We start from the raw sequence: 23,523 nt of genomic DNA, 5'->3' as shown, positions 1-23,523 counted from the left end.
ATGGGCTACAGCAACCCCCCGATCCCGTGGTCGCAGTTCGAACGCGCGCTGTCCGACCGTCGCAGTCCGGGCAGCACGCACGACGGCGACGGCGGCGACAGCCCCGCGTGGTCGCGGAAGCGCGAGAAGTACGTGCCACCGGCCCTCCGCACGGACGACTCGGGCCCGGTCGTGCCGTACGCCGAGCTGCACGCGCACTCGACCTTCAGCTTCCTCGACGGTGCGAGCTCGCCCGAGCAACTCTTCGAGGAGGCAGCCCGACTCCGGTTGCACGGGCTCGCGCTGACCGACCACGACGGCTTCTACGGTGTCGCCAGGATGGCCGAGGCCGCCGAAGCGTACCCGGGCCTCACGACCGTCTACGGCACCGAGCTGTCACTCGGTCTCACCGAGCCGCAGAACGGCGTCCCCGACCCCGAGGGCACCCACCTGCTGCTCCTCGCGGACGGCCAGGACGGCTACCACCGGTTGGCCGGCGCGGTCACGAGCGCCCACCTCGCCGACGGCGCCGAGAAGGGGCGGCCGCGGTACGACCTCGACGACCTCGCCGACCGTGCCGGCGGCCGCTGGCGGGTGCTGACCGGGTGCCGCAAGGGTGCCGTCCGGCAGGCGCTCGAGCGCGGGGGCGAGTCCGAGGCCGAGACCGCCCTGCGGGTCCTGCTCGACCGGTTCGGCACCGACAACGTGGTCGTGGAGCTCATCGACCAGGGCGATCCGACGGACAGCGCCCGGAACGACGTCCTCGCGACGCTCGCTGCACGGCACGCGCTGCCGGTGGTGGCGACGGGGAACGTGCACTACGCCACCCCGGACCGCTTCCCCGTCGCCTCGGCGCTCGCGGCGGTGCGGGCGCGCCGGAGCCTCGACGAGATCGACGGCTGGCTGCCGGCCGCCGACACGGCGTACCTGCGGTCGGGCGCCGAGATGGCCAGACGGTTCGCCCGGTGGCCCGGCGCCGTCGAGCACAGCGTGACCCTCGCCGACGAGCTCGGGTTCTCGCTGAAGACGGCACGTCCCGGTCTGCCGAAGGTCGACGTCCCCGACGGGCACACCACGATGTCGTGGCTCCGCGAGCTCACCTGGGAGGGTGCGCGCCGGTTCTACCCGGGCAGCGACGACGGGGTCGACCCGGCGAAGCGGACGCGCATCGAGCGCGAACTCGCCGTCATCGAGGACAAGGACTTCCCCGGGTACTTCCTCATCGTGCGTGACATGGTGCAGTTCGCCCGGCAGCGGGGGATCCTCTGCCAGGGCCGTGGTTCGGCCGCGAACTCCGCGGTCTGCTACCTGCTCGAGATCACCGCCGTCGACTCGATCCGGTACGGGCTGCCGTTCGAGCGGTTCCTGTCGGCACTGCGCGACGAGGAGCCCGACATCGACGTCGACTTCGACTCGGACCGCCGCGAAGAGGTCATCCAGTACGTCTACGAGAAGTACGGTCGGTTCAACGCAGCCCAGGTCGCGAACGTCATCACCTACCGGCCGAAGGGCGCCGTGCGGGACATCGCGAAGGCGTTCGGGCACAGCCCCGGGCAGCAGGACGCCTGGTCGAAGCAGGTGGAACGGTGGGGATCGGTGACCGAGAGCCAGGACCACGACATCCCCGCCCCCGTGGTCGACATGGCGCAGCAGGTGCTCGGGTTCCCCCGGCACCTCGGCATCCACTCGGGCGGCATGGTGCTCACGGACCGGCCGGTCGGCGAGGTCGTGCCGATCGAGCACGCCCGGATGGACGGCCGCACCGTGCTCCAGTGGGACAAGGACGACTGCGCCTACATGGGGCTCGTCAAGTTCGACATGCTCGGCCTCGGCATGCTCGCGGCGCTGCAGTACGCGTTCGACCTCGCCGCGGAGCACTGCGGGGAGCGGTGGGACATGCACACCATCCCGAAGGAGGAACCCGGCGTCTACGACCAGCTCTGCCGGGCCGACACGATCGGGGTGTTCCAGGTCGAGTCCCGCGCGCAGATGGGGTCGCTGCCGCGGCTGCTGCCCCGCGAGTTCTACGACCTCGTCATCGCGGTCGCGCTCGTGCGTCCGGGGCCGATCCAGGGCGGGGCCGCGCACCCGTACATCCGACGCCGGACCGGCGCCGAGCAGATCACCTACCCGCACCCGCTGCTCGAACCCGTGCTCGCGCGCACCAAGGGCGTCCCGCTGTTCCAGGAGCAGCTCATGCAGATGGCGGTGGTCGTCGGCGGGTGCACCGGCGACGACGCCGACCTGCTCCGACGGGCGATGGGGTCGAAACGCGGGCACGAGAAGATCGAACGGCTGCGCGAGAAGCTCTACGAGGGCATGGCGCGGAACGACATCCACGGAGCCGACGCCGACGCCATCTACGCCAAGATCCAGGCCTTCGCGAACTTCGGCTTCGCCGAGAGCCACTCGATCAGCTTCGCCCTCATCGTCTACGCCAGCGCCTGGATGCGGCTGCACTACCCCGGGGTGTTCCTCGCGGCGCTGCTCCGCGCCCAACCGATGGGCTTCTACTCCCCGCAGACCCTGGTGGCGGACGCCCGGCGGCACGGTGTGCGGGTGCTCCGGCCGGACATCCTGCGGTCGGAGGTCGACGCCTCGATGGAGCCGCTCGACGACACCGACGGGGCCGACGGTCCGGTGACCACGGGTGACGACGGCTGCCTGGCCGACGAGCAGCCCGCGGTGCCGCCGTTCGACCGCTCGGCCCCGGACGACACCGCCGGCCACCGTCGTGACGGTGCCTTCGCCGTACGACTCGGGCTGGCCGAGGTGACCTCCCTCGGCCGCCGCAGCGCCGAGCGCATCGTCGCCGAACGGCGGGCGAACGGGCCGTTCACGGACATGTCCGACCTCGCCCGTCGGGTCGGTCTGACGACGGCGCAGCTCGAGGCGCTCGCCGCAGCGGACGCCTTCGCCTCCCTCGGCGAGGACCGCCGGAGCGGCATCTGGTCGGCGGGCCGGGCCGCGGGGGAGCGTCCCGACCAGTTGCCCGGCACCCAGGTGGTCGTGCAGCCGCCGCTGTTCGGGCAGATGACGAGCGGGGACGTCCTCATCGCGGACATGTGGTCGACGGGGATGACGACCGATGACCACCCCGTCCGGCACGTCCGGCCGGTGCTGGAGCGACGGGGGGTGCTCAGCGTCGCGGACACGATGACGGCGGAGAACGGGCGACGGATCGAGGTCGGCGGGATCGTCACCCACCGGCAGCGCCCGGCGACGGCCTCGGGCATCACGTTCATGAACGTCGAGGACGAGACGGGGCTCGTCAACGTGATCTGCAGTGTCGGGGTGTGGGGGCGGTACCGGCGCACGGCCCGGGAGTCGCCGGCGGTGATCGTGCGGGGCATCCTCGAGCGGTCGGCCGAGGGCGTGGTCAACGTGGTGGCGGACCGGATGGAGCACCTGCCCCTGGCGGTCCGGACGAGGTCGCGGGACTTCCAGTGACCGGCGGCGTCACGACCGCGCGCCGGCGCCCTGGGACGGTCGCAGACCGCGCTCCTGGGGTGATGAGCGCAGCACCAGCTCGTGGGGCGAGCGGCGCAGACTCCGCTACTGGGCCGAGTGGCACCCGTCGGCCGTGGGGATCCGGACCGTGACCTCGAGCCCGCCGGACCGGACGTTGCGGAGCGAGGCCGTGCCTCCGGCCCGTTCCGCGATCGCGCGCACGATGGCGAGTCCCAGCCCCGAACCCCCGGGCATCGCGATCGCCCCGGTGGCCGGGTCCGGGTTCGGGCGCGACTTCCGCGCCTCGTCCGGTCGCGTGAAGCGGTCGAACGCCACCGGGATGAACGACTCCGGAACGCCCGGACCGTCGTCGGTGATCTGCAGGACGCCCTCGCCCTCGGCGCTCCGCCACGACACGAAGATCCCACCGCCGCGGGGGAGCGCCGCCACGGCGTTGCCGGCGATGTTCGTCACGAGCTGTGCCATCCCGCCGGTGTCGAGCCGGTACCGCGGCTCGACGGTCCCGCCGCCGATCCCCGGACCCGAACCCCCCACGGCGACCGGGGCCTCCAGGTCGAAGTCGACGGTGATGTCCTTCGCCGAGGCGATCAGCCGGACGCGGTCCACGGCGGCCATGACCTCGTCACCGAGGTCCGACCACCCGGTCGTCGGCTGCTCGGCGCCGTCCTGCTCGCGGCGCTCCGACTCCTCGATGCGCGAGAGTGCGAGCAGGTCGTTGGCGAGACGGGACAACCGGGCGACGCTGTGCTTCGCCCGCTCGATGTGCGCCGCCAGCGCCACGGCGTCGTCGCCGTCCAGTGAGGCGAGGTCGAGCTGGGTCGTCAGGATCGCGAGCGGTGTCCGGAGCTCGTGGCTCGCATCGCTGACCATCTGGCGTTCCCGTTCGGTGGCCTGGCGGGTGCGGGCGAGGAACGCGTTGAGGGTCGTGGCGAGCGAGGCCAGCTCGTCCTGGGCCGGGCCGACGGGCAGCTCCGCACGTTCGGGTGCGACGGACAGCCGTTCGGCCTCGCGGCGCATCCGGTTCACCGGACGGAGCGCGGTCGTGGCGAGCACCCACGACGCCACCCCGAAGGCGATCAGGATCGCGAGACCCGTGAGCGACAGGGTCGTGGTGAGGTCGTCGACGACGAGCGCCTCCGCCTGCGAGTTCCGGGCCGCGACGACCGTCCAGCGTCCCGCGCGGTTGATCGGGTGCTCCACGACGATCCGGTACTGCGAGTTCGCGACGTCGATGACCCGGGTGCCGGCCTGCTCCTCGGTGAGGCTGCCGAGCGCCCGCTCGAGCCGCCCGGGCATCGTCGACAGCACGATGTCCCCGGAGGGCGACACCACCGCGACGAGCTGTGCGTTGCCGGGCTGGGAGAGGTCCGGGTCGCTGTCGATCTCGAGCGTCGCCACGTACGGGTCGGCGTCGGCGTCCAGCAGGGTGTGTGTCGCGTTCGCGACGACGCTGACGACCTGGAAGCGCATCACGAGCACCAGCAGGACGATGACGACCGCCGCGATCGCGGTCGAGCCGATCGTGATCCGCGCGCGGAGCGAGAGCAGCCGCAGCGGGCGCGCGAGGCCCCGGTGTCCGGTCGGGTCGTCCGACCGTCCGTCCGGGGTGGTGGTGCTCACGCCCCGACGAGGTCGAGACGGTAGCCGCGACCGCGGACCGTCGAGATCGCCACGGTGGCCTCGTGCGCGGTCAGCTTCTTCCGGAGGTACGAGATGTACTGCTCCACCACGTTCGGGTCGACGTGCTGCGAACCGTCCCAGACCTCCTCGAGGATCTTCGGACGGTCCACGACGGTGCCGACGGACCGGGCGAGCAGCCGCAGCAGCGCGAACTCGGTCGGGCTCATCGCCACGCGCTGGCCCTTGATCGCGACCCGGCGGGCCTCGGAGTCGATGGCGACGTCGCCGACCTCGATGGTCCGCGGTGCGCCGGCGCTCTCCCGACGTCCCAGCGCGCGGAGTCGCGCGGTGAGTTCGGCGAAGGCGAAGGGCTTCGTGAGGTAGTCGTCCGCGCCCGCGTCGAGACCGAACACGCGATCGTCGACGGCGTCACGCGCGGTCACGAGGAGGATCCGCACGGGGTCCTCGCGTTCGCGGATGCGTCGGGCGAGTTCGAAGCCGGACATGCCCGGCATCATGACGTCGACGACCGCCAGGTCGAACGACTGCTCCCCGAGCGCGATGAGCGCCTCGACACCGTTCTCGACCGCGGTCACGCGGTACCCCTCGGCAGCGAGACCACGTTCCATGAGGGCGCGCATCTCGTCGTCGTCCTCGACCACCAACAACCGCATAGTGGACCTCCTCGAGGTCCATCGTGGCACCGAACCTGTACGCGCGGGCGCTCCCCGGGCCGATCGGGCTGAATCTCGTCACAGCACGGTGCCCGAGTAGAACGGTCTGTCCCGCGTTCGAGGGACGTGAGCAGTGCTCTGGTCCTTGGTAGGCTGCGACCGGACCTGGCGTGCCCGACGCAGGGTCCGCACTGGGGGCACCACCATGACCATGACCGAGATGTCGGACCACCCGGCGATCGTCCGACTGCGAGTCGAACTCGACGCCGCGTGGAAGAGCATCTGCACGCTCGGCGGCCTCGCGGACGATGCGCGCGGTCGGGTCGTCGCCGAGCTGCGCGCAGCCGTGCCGGACGTGGCCAGTCGTGCCGCGCTCGAGGCCGGCTCCGAGGCGGCGGTCGCGGAGATCAGTCGGTTCGCGGAGGCCGAGGTTGTCCGGGCCGAGGTCCGTCAGGCCGGGACGGTCGTGCCGTCGACCGAGCTCTGGGACGACATCGTGCACACGGCCGCCGAGGCCGCCGTCGCACGACGCTGACGGGGTCGGGCGCGCCCGAGTGCCGGCAGGACGCACATCCCTCGCGGTCCGGGGCCCGCACGGTGTTCGCGGAGCCGAGACTCGGGGTGCGCGACAGATCCCGCGCGCCAGGGCCCGAGCAACGTCGCTGCGCGCGAGACTCGGGCGCGCGACGGCGCGATGGCGCGGCGCGCGGCGCGCGGCGCGCGGCGCGGCGGCGCGGCGCAGCCGCAGCCGCAGCAGCGCGCGCTCAGTCGTCCTCGCCGAGCAGCTCTTCGCGCACACGCCGGATGTCCTCGAGCAACGCCCCGATGAGGATCCAGTGCTGCGAGTTCGGCCGGAGCACCTCGAGCGGGGCCGTCAGCGCGGGCTCCTCCACCACCGGCATCTCGCTCGCCTCGACGCGCTGGCTCAACGCCCGGACGTCCGCCCCGATCCGAGCGACCTCGGTGGCGATCCGCCCGACGACCGGGTCCGCCCGCAGGTCGGGGCCGGTGTTGTCCCGGATCGCCCGGGTCATGCCGGTGACACGGGTCACGAGGACCCGCAGGTGCTCGGCGACCGCGGCGTCCCGGTCGAGGACGTCCCGGTGCCGACTCCGCCGCGGGTTCATCGTGAGGGACTCCTGCGCGGCGGTGATCGACGCCTCGGCACGCAGGTGTTGCGACCGTAGGGCTCGCGCCTGCAGCAGGGCGCCGTGCCACTGGTCGTGGTCCCAGCCCTCGGTCAGTCCGACCGCGATTCGCTCGAACGCGACGGCGGTGTCCCGAGCCAGTCGGGCGACGGCGAGGTGCGCCGGCTCGAGCAGCACCGGCGGCACGAGGGCCGCGTTCACCGCGAGGGCGACGACGGCCCCGACGACGGTCTCGAGGATGCGGTCGGCCGAGTAGTTGGGCGTCACGACCCCGGCGGTGAGCACGAGCATGCCGCTGATGCCGACCTGGGTCGCGGACGTCGGTGTCAGGCGGAGCGCCCAGGCGATGAGGATGGCCAGCACCACGACGAGGAGCACCACCCACACGCTGTCGCCGAGCAGCAGGTGCACGGCGGTGGCGAGGACGACCCCGATGACGACGCCGGCGCTCCGCTCGAGGCCCTTCACGAACGACTGGTTGATGCTCGGCTGGACGACGAGGAGCGCGGCGATGGCGGCGAACGTCGGGAACGGGCCCTGGATGAGCAGCCGGCAGAGCAGCACGGCGGCCACCACCGCGACCGCGGTCTTCACGACCTGCAGGAAGGGGGTGCGGCTGGAGCTGCGGAGCCTCGCGACCGGGTTCACGACGCCCACGGTAGCCACGAGCCGCACGCCGAGCCGTGCACGAACGCGACGAATCCGCGGGGACACGGTTGACTGATCCCGTGTGGCCCAACCACGAACGCGTCATCCCGCAGGCCTTCGCCGGCTCCGGGACCTCCGTCGTGGCCGCGCGCGCCCACTCCGTCGAGCCGTCCGGCAACGGCTACCTCTACGGGTACGAGGTCGACACGGTCGACCGGAGCGGCCAGCGGGCGACGGTGCTCACGTACGTCGACACCGGCGGTGCGCACGACCAGAACAGCGCGATCGTCACGGACCCGTCCACGGGGGAGCCGGTCTCGGTCTGGGCCTACCCGAACGACCCCGGGCTGCCGGTCCTGCCGCAGGTGACGTACCGGGACGCCGTCGCCGAGCTCCTGACGACACTCGGCATGCCGGTCACGGACCCGACGCTGACGGTCGCCGCCTACCGTCCGGGCAAGCGGGCCGTCGTCCGGGTGGACGCGCCCGAGGGCACGGTGTTCCTCAAGATCGTCCGGCCGCACCGGGTCGCGCCGATCGTCCGGTCGCACGAACAGTTCGTCGCGGCCGGGCTGCCCGTCCCACGGGTGCTGTCCAGCCGCGGCGACGGCCTCCTCGTCCTCGAACGCATCCGCGGCGTGCCCGCGGGCAGCCGCATCCTCGACATCGCCGACGACCCGCGCTTCGTCGCGTCCCTGGCCGCCCTGTCCGGCCGGATCGCCACGGTGCCGATGACCCAGCAGGCCCGGGCGGACGCCATGGACCACGCCGACTGGCACCGTCGGACCCTCGTCGCAGCGCTGCCGCAGGACGCGGAGGAGATCGACCGACTCTACGACGCGATCGGCCGACGGTCGATCGGGTGGGCGAGTGCGACGAAGCAGGTCGTGCACGGGGACCTGCACCTCGAGCAGGTCTTCGTCGACGAGGACGAGCCGTGGCGGATCTCGGGGCTGCTCGACATCGACACCGCCGGCTGGGGGTACCCGGTCCGTGACGTCGGCGCCGTGGTCGCCCACCTCGTCGTCACCGGACTCTGGCACCGGTCCCGTGGCGACGCGGAGCGCGGCGCGGCCGCGGAACGGCTCGCCGACGCGATCGCCCGCGACTGGGTGGCGCGGAACCCGGGCAGGGCCGACCGGATCGGCCCCGCGATCGGCGCGCAGTTGCTCGCGCACGCGGGCGGTCAGGCGACCACCGGCTCCGGGACCGGCATCGCGACCGCCGAGCAGCTCCTCGCGGCGACGCGCGTCGCGCTCGCCGAGGCGACGCCGGTCGCGCCGGCCGACGGCGCGGTCCGACCGCGCTCCGCACCGCGGGTCTGACGCCGACCGACCGACGTGCACCGTGCCTCCAGGCCGGGTCGTGACGGTCCGGACTGGAGGCACGACGCGCGCGGGCGGCGCTGACTCGCCTCCGTCGGTGGTCGGGGAGTAAACTGAGCGCGCACGTACCGCGTGCTCGCGCGTCCCGTCGCATCCAGACGGGACCGGTCCGCCGCTTGGTGGACGCGGGTGCCGGATCCGTGACCGCCCCGAGGGGGCGTCACGTGCGTGTGACGGCGCCGGATCCCGGCGCGGGCCGTCGTACGGTCGCCACGAGGCGGCCGGGGGCACCCGCGTGGAACCGACCGCGGACGCTCCGGAAGCGTGGCGGCGGGGGAGCGGCGGACGACGGGCCACGGTGGCCCGCGATGCGCCGGGCCCACCTGGACCCGGCCGGAGACTTCCGCCGATGGCGGCTCGCCCGTGACGAACGGGCGGAACAGGAGGAGCGTTGGCTCGATCAGGCACCCGGCGTGCAGCCGGCGGGACGCGGACCGCGTCACGCCGTACCAGGCCGCTCGACAACGACGGCGTCATCCCCGTCCTCGCCCGCGCCGTGCGCGAGGTCGAGGCGGCGGCGCAACGCGGACCGCTCAAGGCATCGAACCGGTCCAAGTTCCAGGCGGTCGCCCTGCTGATGCGCGAGGAGCGTGCGCGGGTGAAGGCCGACACGGAGCTCACCGACGCGCAGCGCGCCGAGCAGCTCAAGCGGCTCGACGGCGTCGCGACCATCCTCGCGAAGACCGCGGCCCGTGACACGAGCGTCATCCAGCTCCTGACCGAGGAAGCGTCGGTCAGCGAGGCCACCCGCACGGTGAAGCGCGACATGATGATCGCCGGCGGGATGGAACTGCAGCCCGAGGACCTCGTCATCGCGGCCGAGCCGTCCCCGACGGTCGAGGCACCGGTCCGGTCGGTCGTCCCGCAGGCGGTCGTGCAGCGGCAGCTCGCGAACCCGTTCCTCGCACCCGACTTCGCCCTCGCGGACCAGCCCGTCGCGCACCCGCGTCGCCTGGCGAACTGGGAGCTGTTCGGGCCGCTGTTCAAGTCGTTCGAGTACGGCGCGGGCGGGGGCGCGGCGACGATGCCGCTGCCGGAGCCGTCGACGCTGCACTCGAAGTCCGGCACGACCCTGATGAAGCACCAGGCGGAGCTCGTCGCCGCCGCGGCGCAGGGGCACCGCACGTTCCTGCTCGCCGACGAGCCGGGTCTCGGCAAGACGGCGCAGTCGCTCCTCGCCGCCGAGGCTGCGAACGCCTTCCCGCTGCTCGTCGTGGTCCCGAACGTCGTCAAGACGAACTGGGCGCGCGAGGCTGCCCGCTGGGTCCCGAGCCGGACGGCGACCGTGATCCACGGCGACGGCGACGACCTCGACGGGTTCGCCGACATCGTCATCGTGAACTACGAGATCCTCGACCGGCACGCCGGGTGGCTCGGGTCGTTCGGGTTCAAGGGCATGGTCGTCGACGAGGCGCACTTCATCAAGAACAAGGACTCGCAGCGATCGCGGTTCGTGCTGCAGCTCGCCGAGAAGATCCGGCAGCGCACGGCGCACCCGCTGCTCATGGCGCTCACCGGGACCCCGCTGATCAACTCCGTCGAGGACTTCCGCACCATCTGGGAGTACCTCGGCTGGATCGACGACAAGAAGCCGCGTGCGAAGCTCATGAACGAGCTCGAGGAGATCGGGCTCACGCCGGCCGACCCCGGGTTCTTCACGGAGGCGCGCAAGGCCGTGATCGACCTCGGCATCGTCCGGCGCCGCAAGGTCGACGTCGCGGCGGACATCCCCGCCCGTCGCATCGCCGACATCCCGGTGGAGCTCGACGGCGAAGAGGGCCGGTCCATCCGCGACGCCGAGCGGGAGCTCACCGCGAAGCTCGTCCGCCGCTACCACCAGGCGCTCGACGCCCGCACCGGCCAGGACCCGGTCGTCGGCATCGACCACAAGCTCGTCCGTCAGGTCGCGCGGTGGGAGCTCGAGGACCAGGACGCCTCGTCGACCGGGGAGAACGTGTTCTCGATGGTCCGGCGCATCGGCCGCGCCAAGGCACAGCTCGCGGCGGACTACGCGGCGCAGCTGGCGTCGAACGTCGGCAAGGTCGTGTTCTTCGCGAAGCACCTCGACGTGTTGGACCAGGCGGAGGAGGTCTTCGCCCGACGCGGCCTGCGGACGGCGACGATCCGCGGCGACCAGACGCCGTCGCAGCGCACCGCCGAGATCGACTCGTTCGTGAACGACCCCGACGTGGCCGTCATCGTCTGCTCGCTCACCGCGGCCGGCGTCGGCCTCAACCTGCAGGTGGCGTCCAACGTCGTCCTCGCGGAGCTGTCGTGGACGAGCGCCGAGCAGACCCAGGCGATCGACCGGGTGCACCGCATCGGCCAGGAGGAGCCCGTCACCGCGTGGCGCATCATCGCGGCGCAGACGATCGACACCAAGATCGCGGACCTCATCGACTCGAAGGCCTCGCTGGCCGCCCGGGCGCTCGACGGCTCGGACGAGGAGATCGTCGACTCGGGCGACATCCAGCTCGACGCGATGGCGGCGCTGCTCACCGAGGCGCTGGAGCGCGGGGCGCGGTAGCGCGGGAGCGCGTGGCGCGTTCTGCGTTCGCACAACCAAAGCCCGCCGGAACCACGGTTGTCCGTGGTTCCGGCGGGCTTTGGTTGTGCGTGGCTCGCCGTGCGGGCGAGCAGCGGTCAGACGCGCGACTGCACCTCGGCGAGGGAGGGGTTCGTCGCCGTGCTGCCGTCCGGGAACACGAGCGTCGGGACGGTCTGGTTGCCGCCGTTGACCTCGGCGACCAGCTCTGCCGTGCCCGGCGTCTGCTCGATGTCGACCTCGCGGAAGGGCACACCGGCCTTCGTCATCTGGTTCTTCAGCCGGGCGCAGTAGCCGCACCAGCTCGTCGTGAACATCGTGACGCCGCCGGCCTCGGGCACGAACGCGTCGCGGGTGATCGTCTCGCTCATGTGATCAGGGTAACCCCGCTGTCTGGACGGAGGACTTCTTGTCCGACATGGCTTGACGTGCTTGTTCTACATAGGTAGCTTCTGCTCATGGAACCGATCAAGCGCGTGACCGCCCCCACGCTCGACGTCCTCGACGCCCTGCTCGCAGCGGACAGACCGACCTGGGGGCTGCTCGTCGTCAAGGCGACCGGACGGCAGGCGGGCACCGTGTACCCGATCCTCGAACGGCTCGAGCAGCTCGACTGGATCCGGTCGAGCTGGGACGACGACGCCGAGCGGTCTGGACCCCGACGACGGCTCTACGAGTTCACTGCCGACGGTCTCGTCGCGGCGCAGGACCTCGTTGCCGCGCGGGACCTCGTTGCCGCGCGGGCCGATCCCGCCCGCGCCGCTGCGCGTCCCGCAGCCGGCGCGCGTCCGACCACCCGGCCGGTGGCGTCGTGAACGCGCTCGACCGGGTGCTGGTCGCCGCAGCCGTCGCCATCTCGCCCGCCGCGCACCGCGAGACCCGCCGGGAGCAGTGGGCCGCCGACGTGCAGGGCGCCGCCGAACTCGACCTCTCGCCGACCGCGCTCGCGTTCGGCGCCTTCACCACGGCGCTGTTCCACCGCCGAGCCGACCGTCGCACCACCTGGGGGACCACCATGACCGCTGTACCGCTCGACGTCCGTCCCGAACCACACCGCGTCCGGACCGTTCCCGTGCTCGTGGCGGTGGCGATCGCGTCGCTGCTCGCGTCGGGCGTGTGGTTGCTCTTGCAGCAGAACGCCGGATCCGCCACCCAGCGCGTCGTCGGGATGCTCGCAGGGCAAGCGCTGGTGCACGTCGTTCCCGGTGTCGCCGTGGCGGTGGCGGTCCTCCTCCTGCGGGCGACCGCTCCTCGACGGCGCATCGGGGCGAGCATGGTCCTGGCGGCGACCGTGGTGATGGTCCTCGTGCCCTCCCTCCCGGTCACCGGACCGATCCCGTTCGAGTTCTCCCTGCTCCTGACGCTCGTCCCGCTCGTCGGGTGGTTCGTCGCGACGAGCACCCCGTGGGCGGCGTGGTCGTTCGCCGTCCTCCCGATGGTCCTCGTGTCCGCGGAGCACACCGGAGCGCTGTGGACCCTGCTCCCGGCGCAGTGGAACTCGATCCTGTTCGGCGTGCCGTACCTCGCGCTCATCCTCGCCGGGTTCCTCGGCAGCCGGTTCTCCACCGATCGCTCGCGCCGGTTCGTGGTCCCCGAGGGAGCCCTGGTAGACAAGAGCGTGTGAGTGACACGCACCTCGAGATCGAGCGCACCTACGACCTGCCCGAGGGTGGGGACCTCCCCGACCTGATCGGCGTCGGCGGCATCCTGCAGTCCGACCGGCAGGAACCGTTCGAACTCGATGCGACCTACTGGGACACCGATCGCTACGACCTCGTCGCCGCCCGGGTGACGGTCCGCCGCCGGACCGGGGGGCCGGACGCCGGCTGGCACATCAAGCGCGCGGCCTCGGACACGGTCCGGCACGAGCAGCACTTCCCGTTGACCGACGACGCCGACAGCGTCCCGGACGAGGTCCTCGCGGCGCTCTTCACCGAGCGTCGGGGACGGCGCCTCCGACCGGTCGTCCGGATCACCACCACCCGCACCGTCACGCGCCTCCTCGACGAGGACGGCGACCAGATCGCCGAGCTCGCCGACGACACCGTCCGCGCCCAGCGGCTCGACGACGACGCTCCCGAGACGCCTCGCACCTGGCGCGAGGTCGAGGTCGAGACCGTCGGCGGCGTCGACGAGCAGATCGCCCACGAGCTGTTCGCCGCGCTGGACGGCCGTTTCGCCGCGGTCGGCGCCGGCCCCGCTGCCGTCTCGTCGAAGCTGGCTCGAGGGCTGGCGGGTGCACCGGCACCGCGCCTCCACACCGCAGAGAAGCCGGACAAGGGCACGGCCGCACGCGCGCTCACCAAGCGGCTCCGCAAGCTGCGCACCGCGCTGCTCGACCAGCAGGCCGCGCTCCGCGACCCGGCGACCGCCGCCGCCGCCGACCTGCGCGAGACCGCGTCGACGGCGCTCGGCATCGCCGCCGTCCTCGGGTCGTACCGTCCGGCGTTCGCGCCCACGGACGAGATCGACCGGGCGGCAGCGGCCGCCGACGCGTTCGCGGTCGTCACCGCACGGGCAGCACTGGCGGAGTACCTCGTCGAGCGGCTGCCGCGGGCGTCCACCCCGGCGCAGGACGCCCTCGTCGACGCCATGACCCGTGAGCGCATCCTCGCGTCCACCCGCGAACGCCGGGCCGACGCGGTCCGTGACGTGGTGGCGTTCCTGCACTCCGAGCCGTTCCTCGAGCTGCTCGACGCCCTCGACGACGCCGTGGAACGGCCGCAGCCGACCGCGTGGGCGCTCCGGTCCCCGAAGCACGTCGCGCAGGACGTCTCTGCGGTCGAGAAGCCTCGGGTCCGCGACCTCGTGCGCGACGCCGTCGCCGACGAGGACGCCGAGGTCGCCGTCGTCGAGCGGGAAGCCGCGGCACTGGCAGCGACGGAACTCGCGTGGACCGCGACGCTCCGCGCCCGGATGGCGATGGACGTGCTCGGCGACGACGCGTTCCCGCACGCGCTGTGGAAGCGCATCGGCAACGCGGCCGAGGTCCTCACCGAGCGGGTCCGCTCCTTGCACGCACTCGAGCAGCTCCGCGTGAACGCCGGGATCGCCGAGCGCGGCGGCGAGGGGACCTTCGGGTACGGCGTCCTCGCGGGCGACCGGGTACGACTCGCGGAGCAGTCCTACGACGAGGCGGTGCACACGCTCAATCGCGTGTGAGCACCACCGCGTCGGCATCGGCGACGTCGAACCGCTGTCCCGGGTCCCGGAGTCCGGCCCGGGAGTGGTTCGTGTGGACGATGATCTGCTCCGCCGTCACGACCAACTCGTCGCGGACGACGCCCCGGGTGGTGTGCGCGTCACCGACGAGCGTGACGTCGAAGCCCTCCGCGGCTGCACGACGCCGACCTGCATGGCGATGACGACGAGGGCGTCGGTCATCCGGCGGCGACGGGCTCGGCGTCCGCAGCGGCAGGGGACACCTCGGCCAGCCCCAGGACGTCGAGGAGCCACGCCAGCTCGAACGCACGCTCCTTCCACGACGCGTACCGACCGCTCACGCCGCCGTGTCCGGCCGCCATCTCGGTCTTCAGCAGCACCGGCGCGCCGACCTCCCGCCGTCGCGCGGTCCACTTCGCGGGTTCGACGTAGAGCACCCGGGTGTCGTTGATGGATGTCACCGCCAGGATCTTCGGGTACTGCACGTCGTCGCGGACGTTCTCGTACGGCGAGTACTCGCTCATGTACCGGTAGACCTCGGGGTCGTGGAGCGGGTCGCCCCACTCGTCCCACTCGATCACCGTCAGGGGGAGGTCCGGGTCGAGGATGCTCGTCAGCGCGTCCACGAACGGCACGGCCGCGAGGATGCCGGCGAACCGTTCCGGCGCCAGGTTCGCGACGGCACCCATGAGGAGTCCACCCGCGCTGCCGCCCTCGGCGACCAACCGGTCCGCGGTGGTGCGACCGGAGTCGATGAGGTGGGCGGCGACCGCGACGAAGTCGGTGAACGTGTTCTTCTTCGTGAGGGTCTTGCCGTCCTCGTACCAGTGCCGACCCATCTCGCCGCCCCCGCGGACGTGCGCGACGGCGAACACGACGCCACGGTCGAGCATGCTGAGCCGCATGACGCTGAAGCCCGGGTCGATCGAGTGCTCGTACGATCCGTAGCCGTACAGGTGCAGCGGTGCCGGCTGGTCGGGGTCGACCGCGTCCCGTCGCCAGACCAGCGAGATCGGGACGCGCGTGCCGTCCGCCGCGGTGGCCCAGTCGCGCTCCTGGACGTAGTCGGCCGGGTCGTACCCACCGAGCACGGGCTGCCGTTTGAGGACCGTCACCTCGCCCGTCGCCAGGTCGAGGTCGCTGACCTCGGACGGCGTCACGAACGACGTGAAGCCGATCCGGAGCGTCGGCTGCTCCCACTCGGGGTTGCCGCCGAGACCGGCCGAGAAGAGCGTCTCGTCGAACGGGACCTCGTGGGCATCCCCGTAGCCGTCGTCCTCGATCGGGATGATCGCCACCTGGGGGAGCGCCTCGGACCGGTACTCGAGCGCGAGGTGACCGGCGAACGCGTCGACGGACTCGATGCGGCGCTCCGGGTGGTGGGCGACGACGACACGGCGGTCACGCTCGGACGTCGGGTCGTCCGCGGGCACGTCGACGAGCTCGAAGTTCTCCGCACCGTCGTTGTGCAGCACCAGGAAGCGGTCGCTGCCGCCGACGATGGCGTGCTCGATCTCGTACTCGACACCCTCGCGCCGCGGCCAGACGACCTGGAACTCGCCGGTCGGGTCGGCCGCGTCGAGCACGAGGGCCTCGGACGTGATCTTCGACCCGAGCTCGATGACGATGTACTGCGACGACCGGGTGATGCCGACGCCGACCCAGTAGCGGTCGTCCGGCTCCTCGAACACGAGGACGTCCTCGGACGCCGGCGTCCCGACCGCGTGACGCCAGATGCGGTCGGGCCGCCAGGAGTCGTCGACGGTCGGGTAGAAGACGAAGCGTCCGGAGGGGTCGAACGTGGCACCGGCGCCGGTGTTGGGGATCTCGTCGGCGAGGTCCTGCCCTGTCGTCAGGTCGCGGACGTGCAGCGTGTAGCGCTCGTCGCCGGCGGTGTCAGTGCCGTAGACGAGCCGCGTGCCGTCGTCGGTGATGTCGTAGGAGCCGAGCGAGAAGAAGTCGTGGCCGTCCGCGAGGGCGTTGCTGTCGAGCACGGTCTCCTCGCCGGGGAGGGTCGTCCCGCCGTCGGCCGACGCCTCGATCGCCGGGGGCGTCCAGTCGTCCGGACCGCTGATCGGTGCGCGGCAGTGCACGCCGTACTGCGACCCCTCGGCCGTCCGCGTGAAGTACCACCAGTCACCCATCCGGACGGGAACGGAGAGGTCGGTCTCCTGCACGCGGGCCTTGACCTCGCCGAAGATCCGGTCGCGCAGGGGCGCGAGGTGCTCGGTCTGCGCCTCGGTCCAGGCGTTCTCGGCTTCGAGGTACGCGAGCGTCTCCGGCGACTCCTTGTCACGCAGCCACTCGTAGTCGTCGACGAAGTCGATGCCGTGGTGCGACCGGGTGACCGGGCGCTTCGCGGCGGTGGGCGGGGTGGCCTGTTCGTGCTCGCTGCTCACGCCCCCACCCTATGCGCAGGCCCCGACGGGCGCGGGCAGCGGCACCTGCCGGGCACGCACGGCGTCGGTGACCCGCTCGACGAAGGCCTCGAGCTCCGCCGCGACGCCGACGACCCGCCAGACACGGTCGCGCCGTCGGGCGGTGAGGGGCAGGAGCACCCCGACGCCGCACAGTCGCGTGACCGTGGGCTCGATCCCCGCGGGGAGCAGGCGCTCGAGCGTGTCCTCGGAGACGAACGGCTCATGGCCGAGGACGTGCGCGAGGGCGGCCGGGAGTCCGAGGGTGGCGAGCCACGCGCGGTGCTCGGCGAGCAGGAGCGCGGTCGTCGTCGCTTCGTCACACACGGTGCCGATCGCGATGGCGAGGTCACGGACGAGGTCGTCGACCGGTCCGGTCCGGTACGCCTCGAGCAGGCCGAAGTAGCGGTCCCGCTCCGCCGCGAGCACGACCGCGACCGGTGCCGTGACGCGCAGCCCGAGCCCGCGGCACCGGAGCACGGCCGCGACGAGCGCCCGACCGATCCGACCGTTGCCGTCGGTGAACGGGTGCACCGACGCGAACTGCGCGTGGACGAGTGCGGCCTGCGCGATCGGGTGGAGGTCGTCGCGGTGGGCGAAGGCGAGGAGGTCCGCCATGAGCGCCGGGACCTCGTCGGCGGGCGGCGGGACGTACGACGCCAGCCGCGGGCTGGCCCCGCCGCCGATCCAGTTCTGGACGTCCCGCCAGCGGCCCGCGTACCGGCCGTCCACCGGGTCGTCGGCCATGAGGACCCGGTGGGCGTCGAGCACCGCGGACTCGGTGATCGTCCCGCCGGGCGCGATCGCCGCGAGTCGTCCGAGCGCGGCGCCGGCCCGGACGACCAGCGTGGCACTCGGGTTCGCCCGGCCGCCGACGGACGCCCGGGCGACGTCGTCGATGGTCGCCTGCTCGAGCTCGATCCGCGAGGAGGTCACGGCCTCGGTCCGGACGAGCAGGGAGGACAGCCCCGCGAGTGCGTGTCCGTGCTCGGCGTCGAGGACCCGGAGCGCGTGTGCGGCGTGCGCGAGCAGCTGCTCGGTGCCGACGTCCGGGGTCCACCCGGCAGCGGCGATCCGCGGTGGGACCGAGGCGGTGACGGCGGTGACGAGGCGGTCGGCCCTCGGCCCGCGCTGGCCGCTGCGCCAGGGCCGGAGGACCGTCGTGTGCACGGGCCACGGTGGACGGTGGGCGGGTGACTCGGCGTGGTCCACGGTTCCTCCAGGGGTCGGCGCACGAGGACGGTACGGCGCCCGCGTCACTCGTCGCCAGGAATCCAGATGTCGTATGCGTGGAGCGCCGGCTCGCTAGCGTGGAGCCATGACCAACTCCTTCGCCATCACCGGTGCCCACGTCGTCCCCGTCACCTCCCCGGAGTTCGACGGCGGGACGGTCGTCGTCGAGGACGGCAGGATCACCGCGATCGGACCGGAGGTGACACCGCCGCCGGGGCTCCCGGTCGTGGACGCGGCCGGAGCGTGGCTCGTCCCCGGGTTCGTCGAGGCGCACGGGCACGTCGGCATCCACGAGGAGGCCAACGGCGAGGCCGGCAACGACACGAACGAGATGACCGGCCCGAACATGGCCGGCGTGCGCGCGATCGACGCCGTCGACATCCAGGACGAGGGCTTCCGCGACGCGCTCGCCGGCGGCGTCACGAGCATCGTCGTCAAGCCCGGGTCCGGCAACCCGATCGGCGGCCAGACGGTCGCGATCAAGACCTGGGGCGGCCGGACGATCGACGAGCAGCTCATCTCCGACTCGGTGAGCGTCAAGAGCGCCCTCGGCGAGAACCCCAAGCGCGTGTACGGCGGCAAGGGCCAGACGCCCTCGACGCGGCTCGGCGTCGCCAAGATCATCCGCGACGCGTTCGTCGAGGCCCAGAACTACCGTGCAGCCCGTGACGCGGCCGAGGCGAAGGGCGACCCGTTCGCTCGCGACCTCACGAAGGAGACGCTCGTGCGTGTCCTCGACGGCGAGCTCGCCTGGGACCAGCACACCCACCGCCACGACGACATCGCGACCGCGATCCGGCTCGCCGAGGAGTTCGGCTACCGCCTCGTCGTGAACCACGGCACCGAGGCGCACAAGATCGCCGACGTGCTCGCCGAGAAGGCGATCCCGGTGATCTACGGCCCGCTCTTCACGAGCCGCTCGAAGGTGGAGCTCCGCGACCGCGGCATCCCGAACCTCGCCACGATCGCCGCGGCGGGCGTCCGGGTCGCCATCACGACGGACGCGCCGGTGGTGCCGATCAACATGCTCGTCGACCAGGCCACGGCCGCCGTCAAGGAGGGGCTGCCGTGGCAGACCGCGCTCGAGGCGCTCACGACCAACCCGGCCGACATCCTCGGCTTCGGCGACCGCGTCGGTCGTCTCGAACCCGGGTACGACGCCGACCTCGTCCTCTGGGACGGCGACCCGCTCGCGGCGACCAGCCGCGCGACGCGCGTCTGGATCGAGGGCGCCCAGGTCTTCGAGTGGGTCGACGGTCAGGGCGTCACCAGCGACCGCTGGTGACCGCCTGACGGACGGGCGCGTCCGGCTCGGCGGCATCGCGGAGCGATGCGCCGGGCGCGCCGACCGAGCCTGCGAGGGAGGACGTGGCGACGCCGCCACGGGCCTCCCGTCCGTCGTCCGGTCGGGTCGCGCGGTCCCCGCGCGGACCCAGCGGAACGGTCACGCCTCGCGCGACAGCAGGAACTCGTTGATGCGCTCGGTCAGGGGCAGGTCCATCGCCCGCGTGACCCCGTTGACGGACCGGAGGGGAGCCGCCTGCCGGACGCTCGACACGAGCCAGAGGGCGTCGGCAGCGTCGAGGTCCGCCAGCGTCACGAGCTCGTAGGAGGTGTCCATCCCGGCGTCCTCGGCGAAGCGGAAGACGTCGGCCTGCGTGGTGCCGGCGAGGATGCCGATGTCGGTCCGGGGCGTCACGAGCCGGCCACCGACGGACATGACCAGGTTCGCCCGGGTGCCCTCGAGCACGTAGCCGTCCGTCGACACGAACAGCGCGTCGTCGGCCCCGCGACGGCCGGCCTCGCGCAGCGCCGCCATGTTCACCGCGTACGACAGGGTCTTCGCGCCCTGCAGCAGCCACGGCGACGTCCGCTCGACGTCGTGCCGGTACCCGCGGTCGAGCGTGACGACGGAGATGCCCTCGGTCCGTGCGGGGGTCTGGTCCCCGGAGGGTGCCGCGTACGCCCAGCCCGTCGGCCGGTCCGACCCCTCGACCCCGCGCGTGTAGACGGTCTTCACGAAGCCCTCGCGGACCGGGTCGAGCTCGGCGCACACCGCCTCGATCGTCCGCCGCCAGGCCCCGGCGTCCGGCACGGGCAGGTCGAGCATGCGGGCGGACCGCTCGAACCGCGCGAGGTGCGGCTCGAGCGCCTGCGGCCGACCGTGCACCACGGTGATGGTCTCGAACACGCCGTCGCCACGGATGACCCCGAGGTCCTGGACCTGCACGTGCTCCTCGAGCGGTGCGGCGAACCAGAACGCGTCGGCGTCCGGGTCGTGCGGCGCAGCGTCGCGGGAGGGCTGGTTGAGGATCGCGAGGACGGTTTCGGTCATGTCCCCATCCAACCGCAGCGCGGCTGGCGCCTCCACCGGGCCGTCAGCCGGCGTCGGGGAGCGCCCCGATGAGCTTCCAGACGGCGGCGGTGAGCTCCGGGTGCTGCATGGCGATGCGCCGGAGCCGGTGGTACTCCTCACCCATCGAGGTGCCCTGGCCGGACGCCGGGTGCATCGACCACTGCGCGCTCCGTGCACCGATCGCGGCGTCGAGCTCGAGGGAGTCGGCGCGGAGGATGAGCACGACCTGCTCGTCGACGGTCGGCAGCGTCGGCATGAAGTCCCACGGGTCCTCACCCTGGCGGCTCCGGTGCTCGACGAGCATCGAGATCTCCTCGGCGGCCTCGGCACGCAGCACTTCGAGGCTGCGCCCCGTCCTGCGGGACTCAGCCATGATGCCCCCGCAGCACGCCTGCCATGGAACGAGCGTACGCCACACTGGAGGGGTGACCGAACGCGCGGACCGCACGATCCAGCACCCGGCGGTGGTCGTCGTCTACCTCCTGCGGGACGGTGCCGACGGACCCGAGGTGCTCCTCGGCGAGAAGCGGCGGGGCCTCGGGACCGGCCGGCTGGTGGGACCCGGCGGCAAGCGCGAACCCGGCGAGGCCGCGGTCGACACCGCGGTCCGCGAGGTGGCCGAGGAGGTCGGCCTGCGGCTCGACCCGGCCGACCTGGAGGCACGTGGCACGCTCGACTACCGGTTCCCGTTCCGGCCGTCCTGGTCACAGGTCTCGGACGTGTTCGTCTGCCGCCGCTGGCAGGGGAGCCCGACGGGCAGCGACGAGCTCGAACCCCGCTGGATCCCGGTCGACGCCGTGCCCTACGGCGCGATGTGGGACGACGCCAAGTACTGGCTGCCCGGCGTGCTCGACGGCGGCCGGGTCCGCGCACGGTTCACGTTCGCGGAGGACAACGCCACGGTCGCCGGGTTCACCGGGTCCGACGGCTGAGCGCTCCGCGCGGGGTCAGCGGGCCTGCTGCGTCCGGGTGCTGCCCGTCCGCGCCTCCTCGGCGGCGGCCATGACGTCCGCGTCACCGCTCCGGCCGCCGAGCGGGCGGACGAAGAAGTCCACGATGCCGACCCCGATCGCGCCGATCATCGCGAACATCGCCCAACCGACGAAGAGCCCGGCGGTGTTCCGTCCGTCGGCGGGGGCGAGGAACACGCTCAGCGCGTAGAACACGACCGCCAGCGCCAGGAACACGACGACGACGGTGACGAGGACGCGGTGCCAGGCGATGCGCGGGGTCATGGCCCCAAGGATACGCCCGGCGTCACGGACGACCGCCCCCCGCTCCGACCGGCGTCAGCGGTCCGCGTGCCGACCGTGCGGACGGTCCTCGACCGTGCCGCCGGGCCGTGCGCCCGAGCGCGCCGGCGCGTCGGACCGGACCGGCGCGCGCGACGCGTCCACCCGCGGGACCGGACGTGTGCGCGGTCCGGCGGTCGTGCCTCCCGGCCGGCCCGCAGGGCCTCCGCGCTCGCCGGAGCGGACCACCGGGATGCGGCCCGTCGGCGTGCTGTCGGTCTCGAGGCCGTCCCGACCTCCCATGAAGACGTCGCCGTTCGCGCGGTCGTCCTCCCACTCGTCGTCGCGCAGGACCGTCAGCGTGCCGGTCTCGGTCGAGGTGAGGCCGTGGCGCTCGAGCTCCTGGTCGCGCTGCTTGCCGAGGAACTCGCGGTTCGCGTTCTGGGCGTCCTGGAACATCGTCGTCCGACCGGTCACGATCGCGCGGATGCGGCGGTGCTCCCACCACATCTTGCCGACGTACATGAGCACCAGCCCGGCCCCCGCGTAGCAGGCCATCGTGACGAGCCCGCGGGTGAGGCCCGCCCCGACGCCGTAGATCTGGTGCTTGATCATGTCGACCATGCTCGAGCCGACGACCACGTTGTTCAGCCAGGCGAACGGCTCGGGCATGAACCACTTCGGGTAGGCGCCGCCGGAGGACGGCATCGACAGGAAGACGAAGCAGATCATGGCCGGGGCGGCGATGAACCGGCCGGCGAAGTAGCTCAGGCCGTTCACCGCCAGGCCGATCGCGACGATCCATCCCCAGGCGATGAGGACGAGCGGGACGAAGTGCCCGTGGATCGCGCCGACGACCGGGCCGGCGAGCGTGTTCGTGATGAGCGAGATGACGAGGCCGCCGATCACGATCACCGCCATCCGGGTGCGGTGCCGCAGCGGGCCGCCCATGATGCCGATGAACATCGCGACCATGTAGCCGCCGATGCACCAGGCGAGCATGACGTACATCGACACGGTGCCGTACTCGTCGTACGTGGGGAGCGGGGCGAGCTCGGTGATCCTCGGCGCCGCCGTTCCGCCGGCCTCGAGCACGGCGGACAGCGTCGCGGGGACGAGCGAGGCGACCTGGAACTGGTGCGCGCTGGCCTTGAAGAACTCGTTGGCGGACGGGTCGTAGGCGACGGCCATGCTGCCCGCGAGCACGTCCCGCTTCGCGCTCGCGAGGGAGTCGTACACGTGGAACACGTACTCGCCGGGCAGGGCCTTGCCCACTGCGGCGACGAGTGTCGGGTCGCTGCCGACCAGGGCCACCGGGACGTCGTGCGGGTGCGGCGCGTGGAACGCGAAGACGTAGCAGAGGCAGAAGCCCACGATGAAGAACAGCGGCATCCAGAGCTGGAGGCCGATGAGCTGGAGCGACGGGTGCAGCGTGCCGTACCAGCGACGGTACGCACTGATCCGCTGCGGCTCGGGCACCGGGGCCTGGCGGACCCGACGGTGGCCGGCGACGGACGACCCCCGCCGCGGGTGCGTGCCGCGGGTCGAGGGGCGGGTGGTCCGCTTCGGGGGGAGGTCGTTCCGCGGGGTGCTCACTCGGCCAGGTGCTCCTGTTCTCGATCCGGAGCGTCAGGATACGCCCGGGGTGCTCGG

At 72.6% G+C, this 23,523-nt stretch carries 19 protein-coding genes; 9 read left to right on the top strand and 10 right to left on the bottom strand.

Features of this window, described 5'->3' with window-relative positions:
- Positions 1–3,429, top strand: coding sequence for an error-prone DNA polymerase (locus IEY20_RS12880; protein ID WP_175327353.1), 3,429 nt, complete (start codon positions 1–3; stop codon positions 3,427–3,429).
- 105 nt (positions 3,430–3,534) lie between these two features.
- On the opposite strand, the gene IEY20_RS12875 is transcribed toward IEY20_RS12880, so the two are convergent.
- Entirely contained in the window at positions 3,535–5,070 is a 1,536-nt protein-coding gene (locus IEY20_RS12875; protein WP_175327352.1) for a sensor histidine kinase, read from the bottom strand.
- A complete protein-coding gene (locus tag IEY20_RS12870) occupies positions 5,067–5,744 on the bottom strand; it encodes a response regulator transcription factor (RefSeq protein ID WP_022904147.1) in 678 nt (225 codons plus the stop codon). The genes IEY20_RS12875 and IEY20_RS12870 overlap by 4 nt, the downstream gene beginning before the upstream one ends.
- A gap of 205 nt (positions 5,745–5,949) precedes the next feature.
- On the opposite strand from IEY20_RS12870, the gene IEY20_RS12865 reads away from it, so the two are divergent.
- The gene (locus tag IEY20_RS12865) at positions 5,950–6,279 is read left to right on the top strand and encodes a hypothetical protein (protein WP_022904146.1); all 330 of its coding nucleotides are present in this window, start codon (positions 5,950–5,952) and stop codon (positions 6,277–6,279) included.
- Positions 6,280–6,508: 229 nt separating this feature from the next.
- Here IEY20_RS12865 and IEY20_RS12860 read toward each other — a convergent pair whose 3' ends face one another.
- Positions 6,509–7,540 (bottom strand): FUSC family protein, encoded by a 1,032-nt coding sequence (locus tag IEY20_RS12860; protein WP_175328460.1) that lies wholly within the window; start codon positions 7,538–7,540, stop codon positions 6,509–6,511.
- An 80-nt stretch (positions 7,541–7,620) separates the two neighbouring features.
- Between IEY20_RS12860 and IEY20_RS12855 the strand changes: the two genes are divergently transcribed.
- Together IEY20_RS12855 and IEY20_RS12850 are read left to right on the top strand one after the other, a co-directional pair.
- Positions 7,621–8,865: a phosphotransferase enzyme family protein gene (locus IEY20_RS12855; RefSeq protein ID WP_175328459.1), complete on the top strand. Its 1,245-nt coding sequence runs from the start codon at positions 7,621–7,623 to the stop codon at positions 8,863–8,865.
- Positions 8,866–9,316: 451 nt separating this feature from the next.
- Positions 9,317–11,452, top strand: coding sequence for a DEAD/DEAH box helicase (locus IEY20_RS12850; protein ID WP_175328458.1), 2,136 nt, complete (start codon positions 9,317–9,319; stop codon positions 11,450–11,452).
- A gap of 116 nt (positions 11,453–11,568) precedes the next feature.
- Here the strand turns inward: IEY20_RS12850 and IEY20_RS12845 are convergent, their stop codons facing one another.
- Positions 11,569–11,841 (bottom strand): mycoredoxin, encoded by a 273-nt coding sequence (locus IEY20_RS12845; protein WP_022902366.1) that lies wholly within the window; start codon positions 11,839–11,841, stop codon positions 11,569–11,571.
- Positions 11,842–11,928: 87 nt separating this feature from the next.
- Here IEY20_RS12845 and IEY20_RS12840 point away from each other — a divergent pair, with 87 nt between their 5' ends.
- Genes IEY20_RS12840 through IEY20_RS12830 form a run of 3 tightly spaced genes read left to right on the top strand, consistent with a single transcriptional unit; the run spans position 11,929 to position 14,632 of the window.
- Positions 11,929–12,285, top strand: a complete 357-nt coding sequence (locus tag IEY20_RS12840) for a PadR family transcriptional regulator (protein WP_175328457.1) — start codon at positions 11,929–11,931, stop codon at positions 12,283–12,285.
- Positions 12,282–13,094 carry a hypothetical protein gene (locus tag IEY20_RS12835; RefSeq protein WP_175328456.1) on the top strand — a complete coding sequence of 271 codons (813 nt, stop codon included), beginning with the start codon at positions 12,282–12,284 and terminating at the stop codon, positions 13,092–13,094. The genes IEY20_RS12840 and IEY20_RS12835 overlap by 4 nt, the downstream gene beginning before the upstream one ends.
- Positions 13,091–14,632 (top strand): CYTH domain-containing protein, encoded by a 1,542-nt coding sequence (locus IEY20_RS12830; RefSeq protein ID WP_175328455.1) that lies wholly within the window; start codon positions 13,091–13,093, stop codon positions 14,630–14,632. The genes IEY20_RS12835 and IEY20_RS12830 overlap by 4 nt, the downstream gene beginning before the upstream one ends.
- Positions 14,633–14,850: 218 nt before the next feature.
- Here the strand turns inward: IEY20_RS12830 and IEY20_RS12825 are convergent, their stop codons facing one another.
- Positions 14,851–17,031, bottom strand: a complete 2,181-nt coding sequence (locus IEY20_RS12825) for a S9 family peptidase (protein ID WP_175328454.1) — start codon at positions 17,029–17,031, stop codon at positions 14,851–14,853.
- 9 nt (positions 17,032–17,040) lie between these two features.
- A complete protein-coding gene (locus IEY20_RS12820; RefSeq protein ID WP_175328453.1) occupies positions 17,041–18,219 on the bottom strand; it encodes a Fic family protein in 1,179 nt (392 codons plus the stop codon).
- Positions 18,220–18,367: 148 nt separating this feature from the next.
- Between IEY20_RS12820 and IEY20_RS12815 the strand changes: the two genes are divergently transcribed.
- Complete coding sequence (locus tag IEY20_RS12815; protein WP_175328452.1) at positions 18,368–19,567, top strand: amidohydrolase; 1,200 nt, start codon at positions 18,368–18,370, stop codon at positions 19,565–19,567.
- A gap of 159 nt (positions 19,568–19,726) precedes the next feature.
- Here the strand turns inward: IEY20_RS12815 and IEY20_RS12810 are convergent, their stop codons facing one another.
- Positions 19,727–20,617, bottom strand: coding sequence for an aminodeoxychorismate lyase (locus IEY20_RS12810; protein ID WP_175328451.1), 891 nt, complete (start codon positions 20,615–20,617; stop codon positions 19,727–19,729).
- 43 nt (positions 20,618–20,660) lie between these two features.
- Entirely contained in the window at positions 20,661–21,011 is a 351-nt protein-coding gene (locus tag IEY20_RS12805) for a hypothetical protein (protein ID WP_022902123.1), read from the bottom strand.
- Positions 21,012–21,063: 52 nt separating this feature from the next.
- On the opposite strand from IEY20_RS12805, the gene IEY20_RS12800 reads away from it, so the two are divergent.
- Positions 21,064–21,570: an 8-oxo-dGTP diphosphatase gene (locus IEY20_RS12800; RefSeq protein ID WP_175328450.1), complete on the top strand. Its 507-nt coding sequence runs from the start codon at positions 21,064–21,066 to the stop codon at positions 21,568–21,570.
- A gap of 15 nt (positions 21,571–21,585) precedes the next feature.
- On the opposite strand, the gene IEY20_RS12795 is transcribed toward IEY20_RS12800, so the two are convergent.
- Entirely contained in the window at positions 21,586–21,873 is a 288-nt protein-coding gene (locus IEY20_RS12795) for a hypothetical protein (protein WP_022902125.1), read from the bottom strand.
- Between the two features lie 54 nt (positions 21,874–21,927).
- Entirely contained in the window at positions 21,928–23,466 is a 1,539-nt protein-coding gene (locus IEY20_RS12790; protein WP_175328449.1) for an ABC transporter permease, read from the bottom strand.
- Between the last annotated feature and the right edge of the window lie 57 nt (positions 23,467–23,523).

The organism is Curtobacterium luteum (genome assembly GCF_014646995.1).
Lineage (GTDB): Bacteria > Actinomycetota > Actinomycetes > Actinomycetales > Microbacteriaceae > Curtobacterium > Curtobacterium luteum.
Note: the sequence above shows the minus strand (reverse complement) of the source record. Positions and strands in the feature narration are given on the sequence as shown.

What these genes read in the sequence shown, in the direction of transcription:
- IEY20_RS12880 (WP_175327353.1), top strand. Translation starts at nt 1, where the DNA reads ATGGGCTACAGCAACCCCCCGATCCCGTGGTCGCAGTTCGAACGCGCG.
- IEY20_RS12870 (WP_022904147.1), bottom strand. Translation starts at nt 5,744, where the DNA reads ATGCGGTTGTTGGTGGTCGAGGACGACGACGAGATGCGCGCCCTCATG.
- IEY20_RS12865 (WP_022904146.1), top strand. Translation starts at nt 5,950, where the DNA reads ATGACCATGACCGAGATGTCGGACCACCCGGCGATCGTCCGACTGCGA.
- IEY20_RS12845 (WP_022902366.1), bottom strand. Translation starts at nt 11,841, where the DNA reads ATGAGCGAGACGATCACCCGCGACGCGTTCGTGCCCGAGGCCGGCGGC.
- IEY20_RS12840 (WP_175328457.1), top strand. Translation starts at nt 11,929, where the DNA reads ATGGAACCGATCAAGCGCGTGACCGCCCCCACGCTCGACGTCCTCGAC.
- IEY20_RS12815 (WP_175328452.1), top strand. Translation starts at nt 18,368, where the DNA reads ATGACCAACTCCTTCGCCATCACCGGTGCCCACGTCGTCCCCGTCACC.
- IEY20_RS12810 (WP_175328451.1), bottom strand. Translation starts at nt 20,617, where the DNA reads ATGACCGAAACCGTCCTCGCGATCCTCAACCAGCCCTCCCGCGACGCT.
- IEY20_RS12805 (WP_022902123.1), bottom strand. Translation starts at nt 21,011, where the DNA reads ATGGCTGAGTCCCGCAGGACGGGGCGCAGCCTCGAAGTGCTGCGTGCC.
- IEY20_RS12795 (WP_022902125.1), bottom strand. Translation starts at nt 21,873, where the DNA reads ATGACCCCGCGCATCGCCTGGCACCGCGTCCTCGTCACCGTCGTCGTC.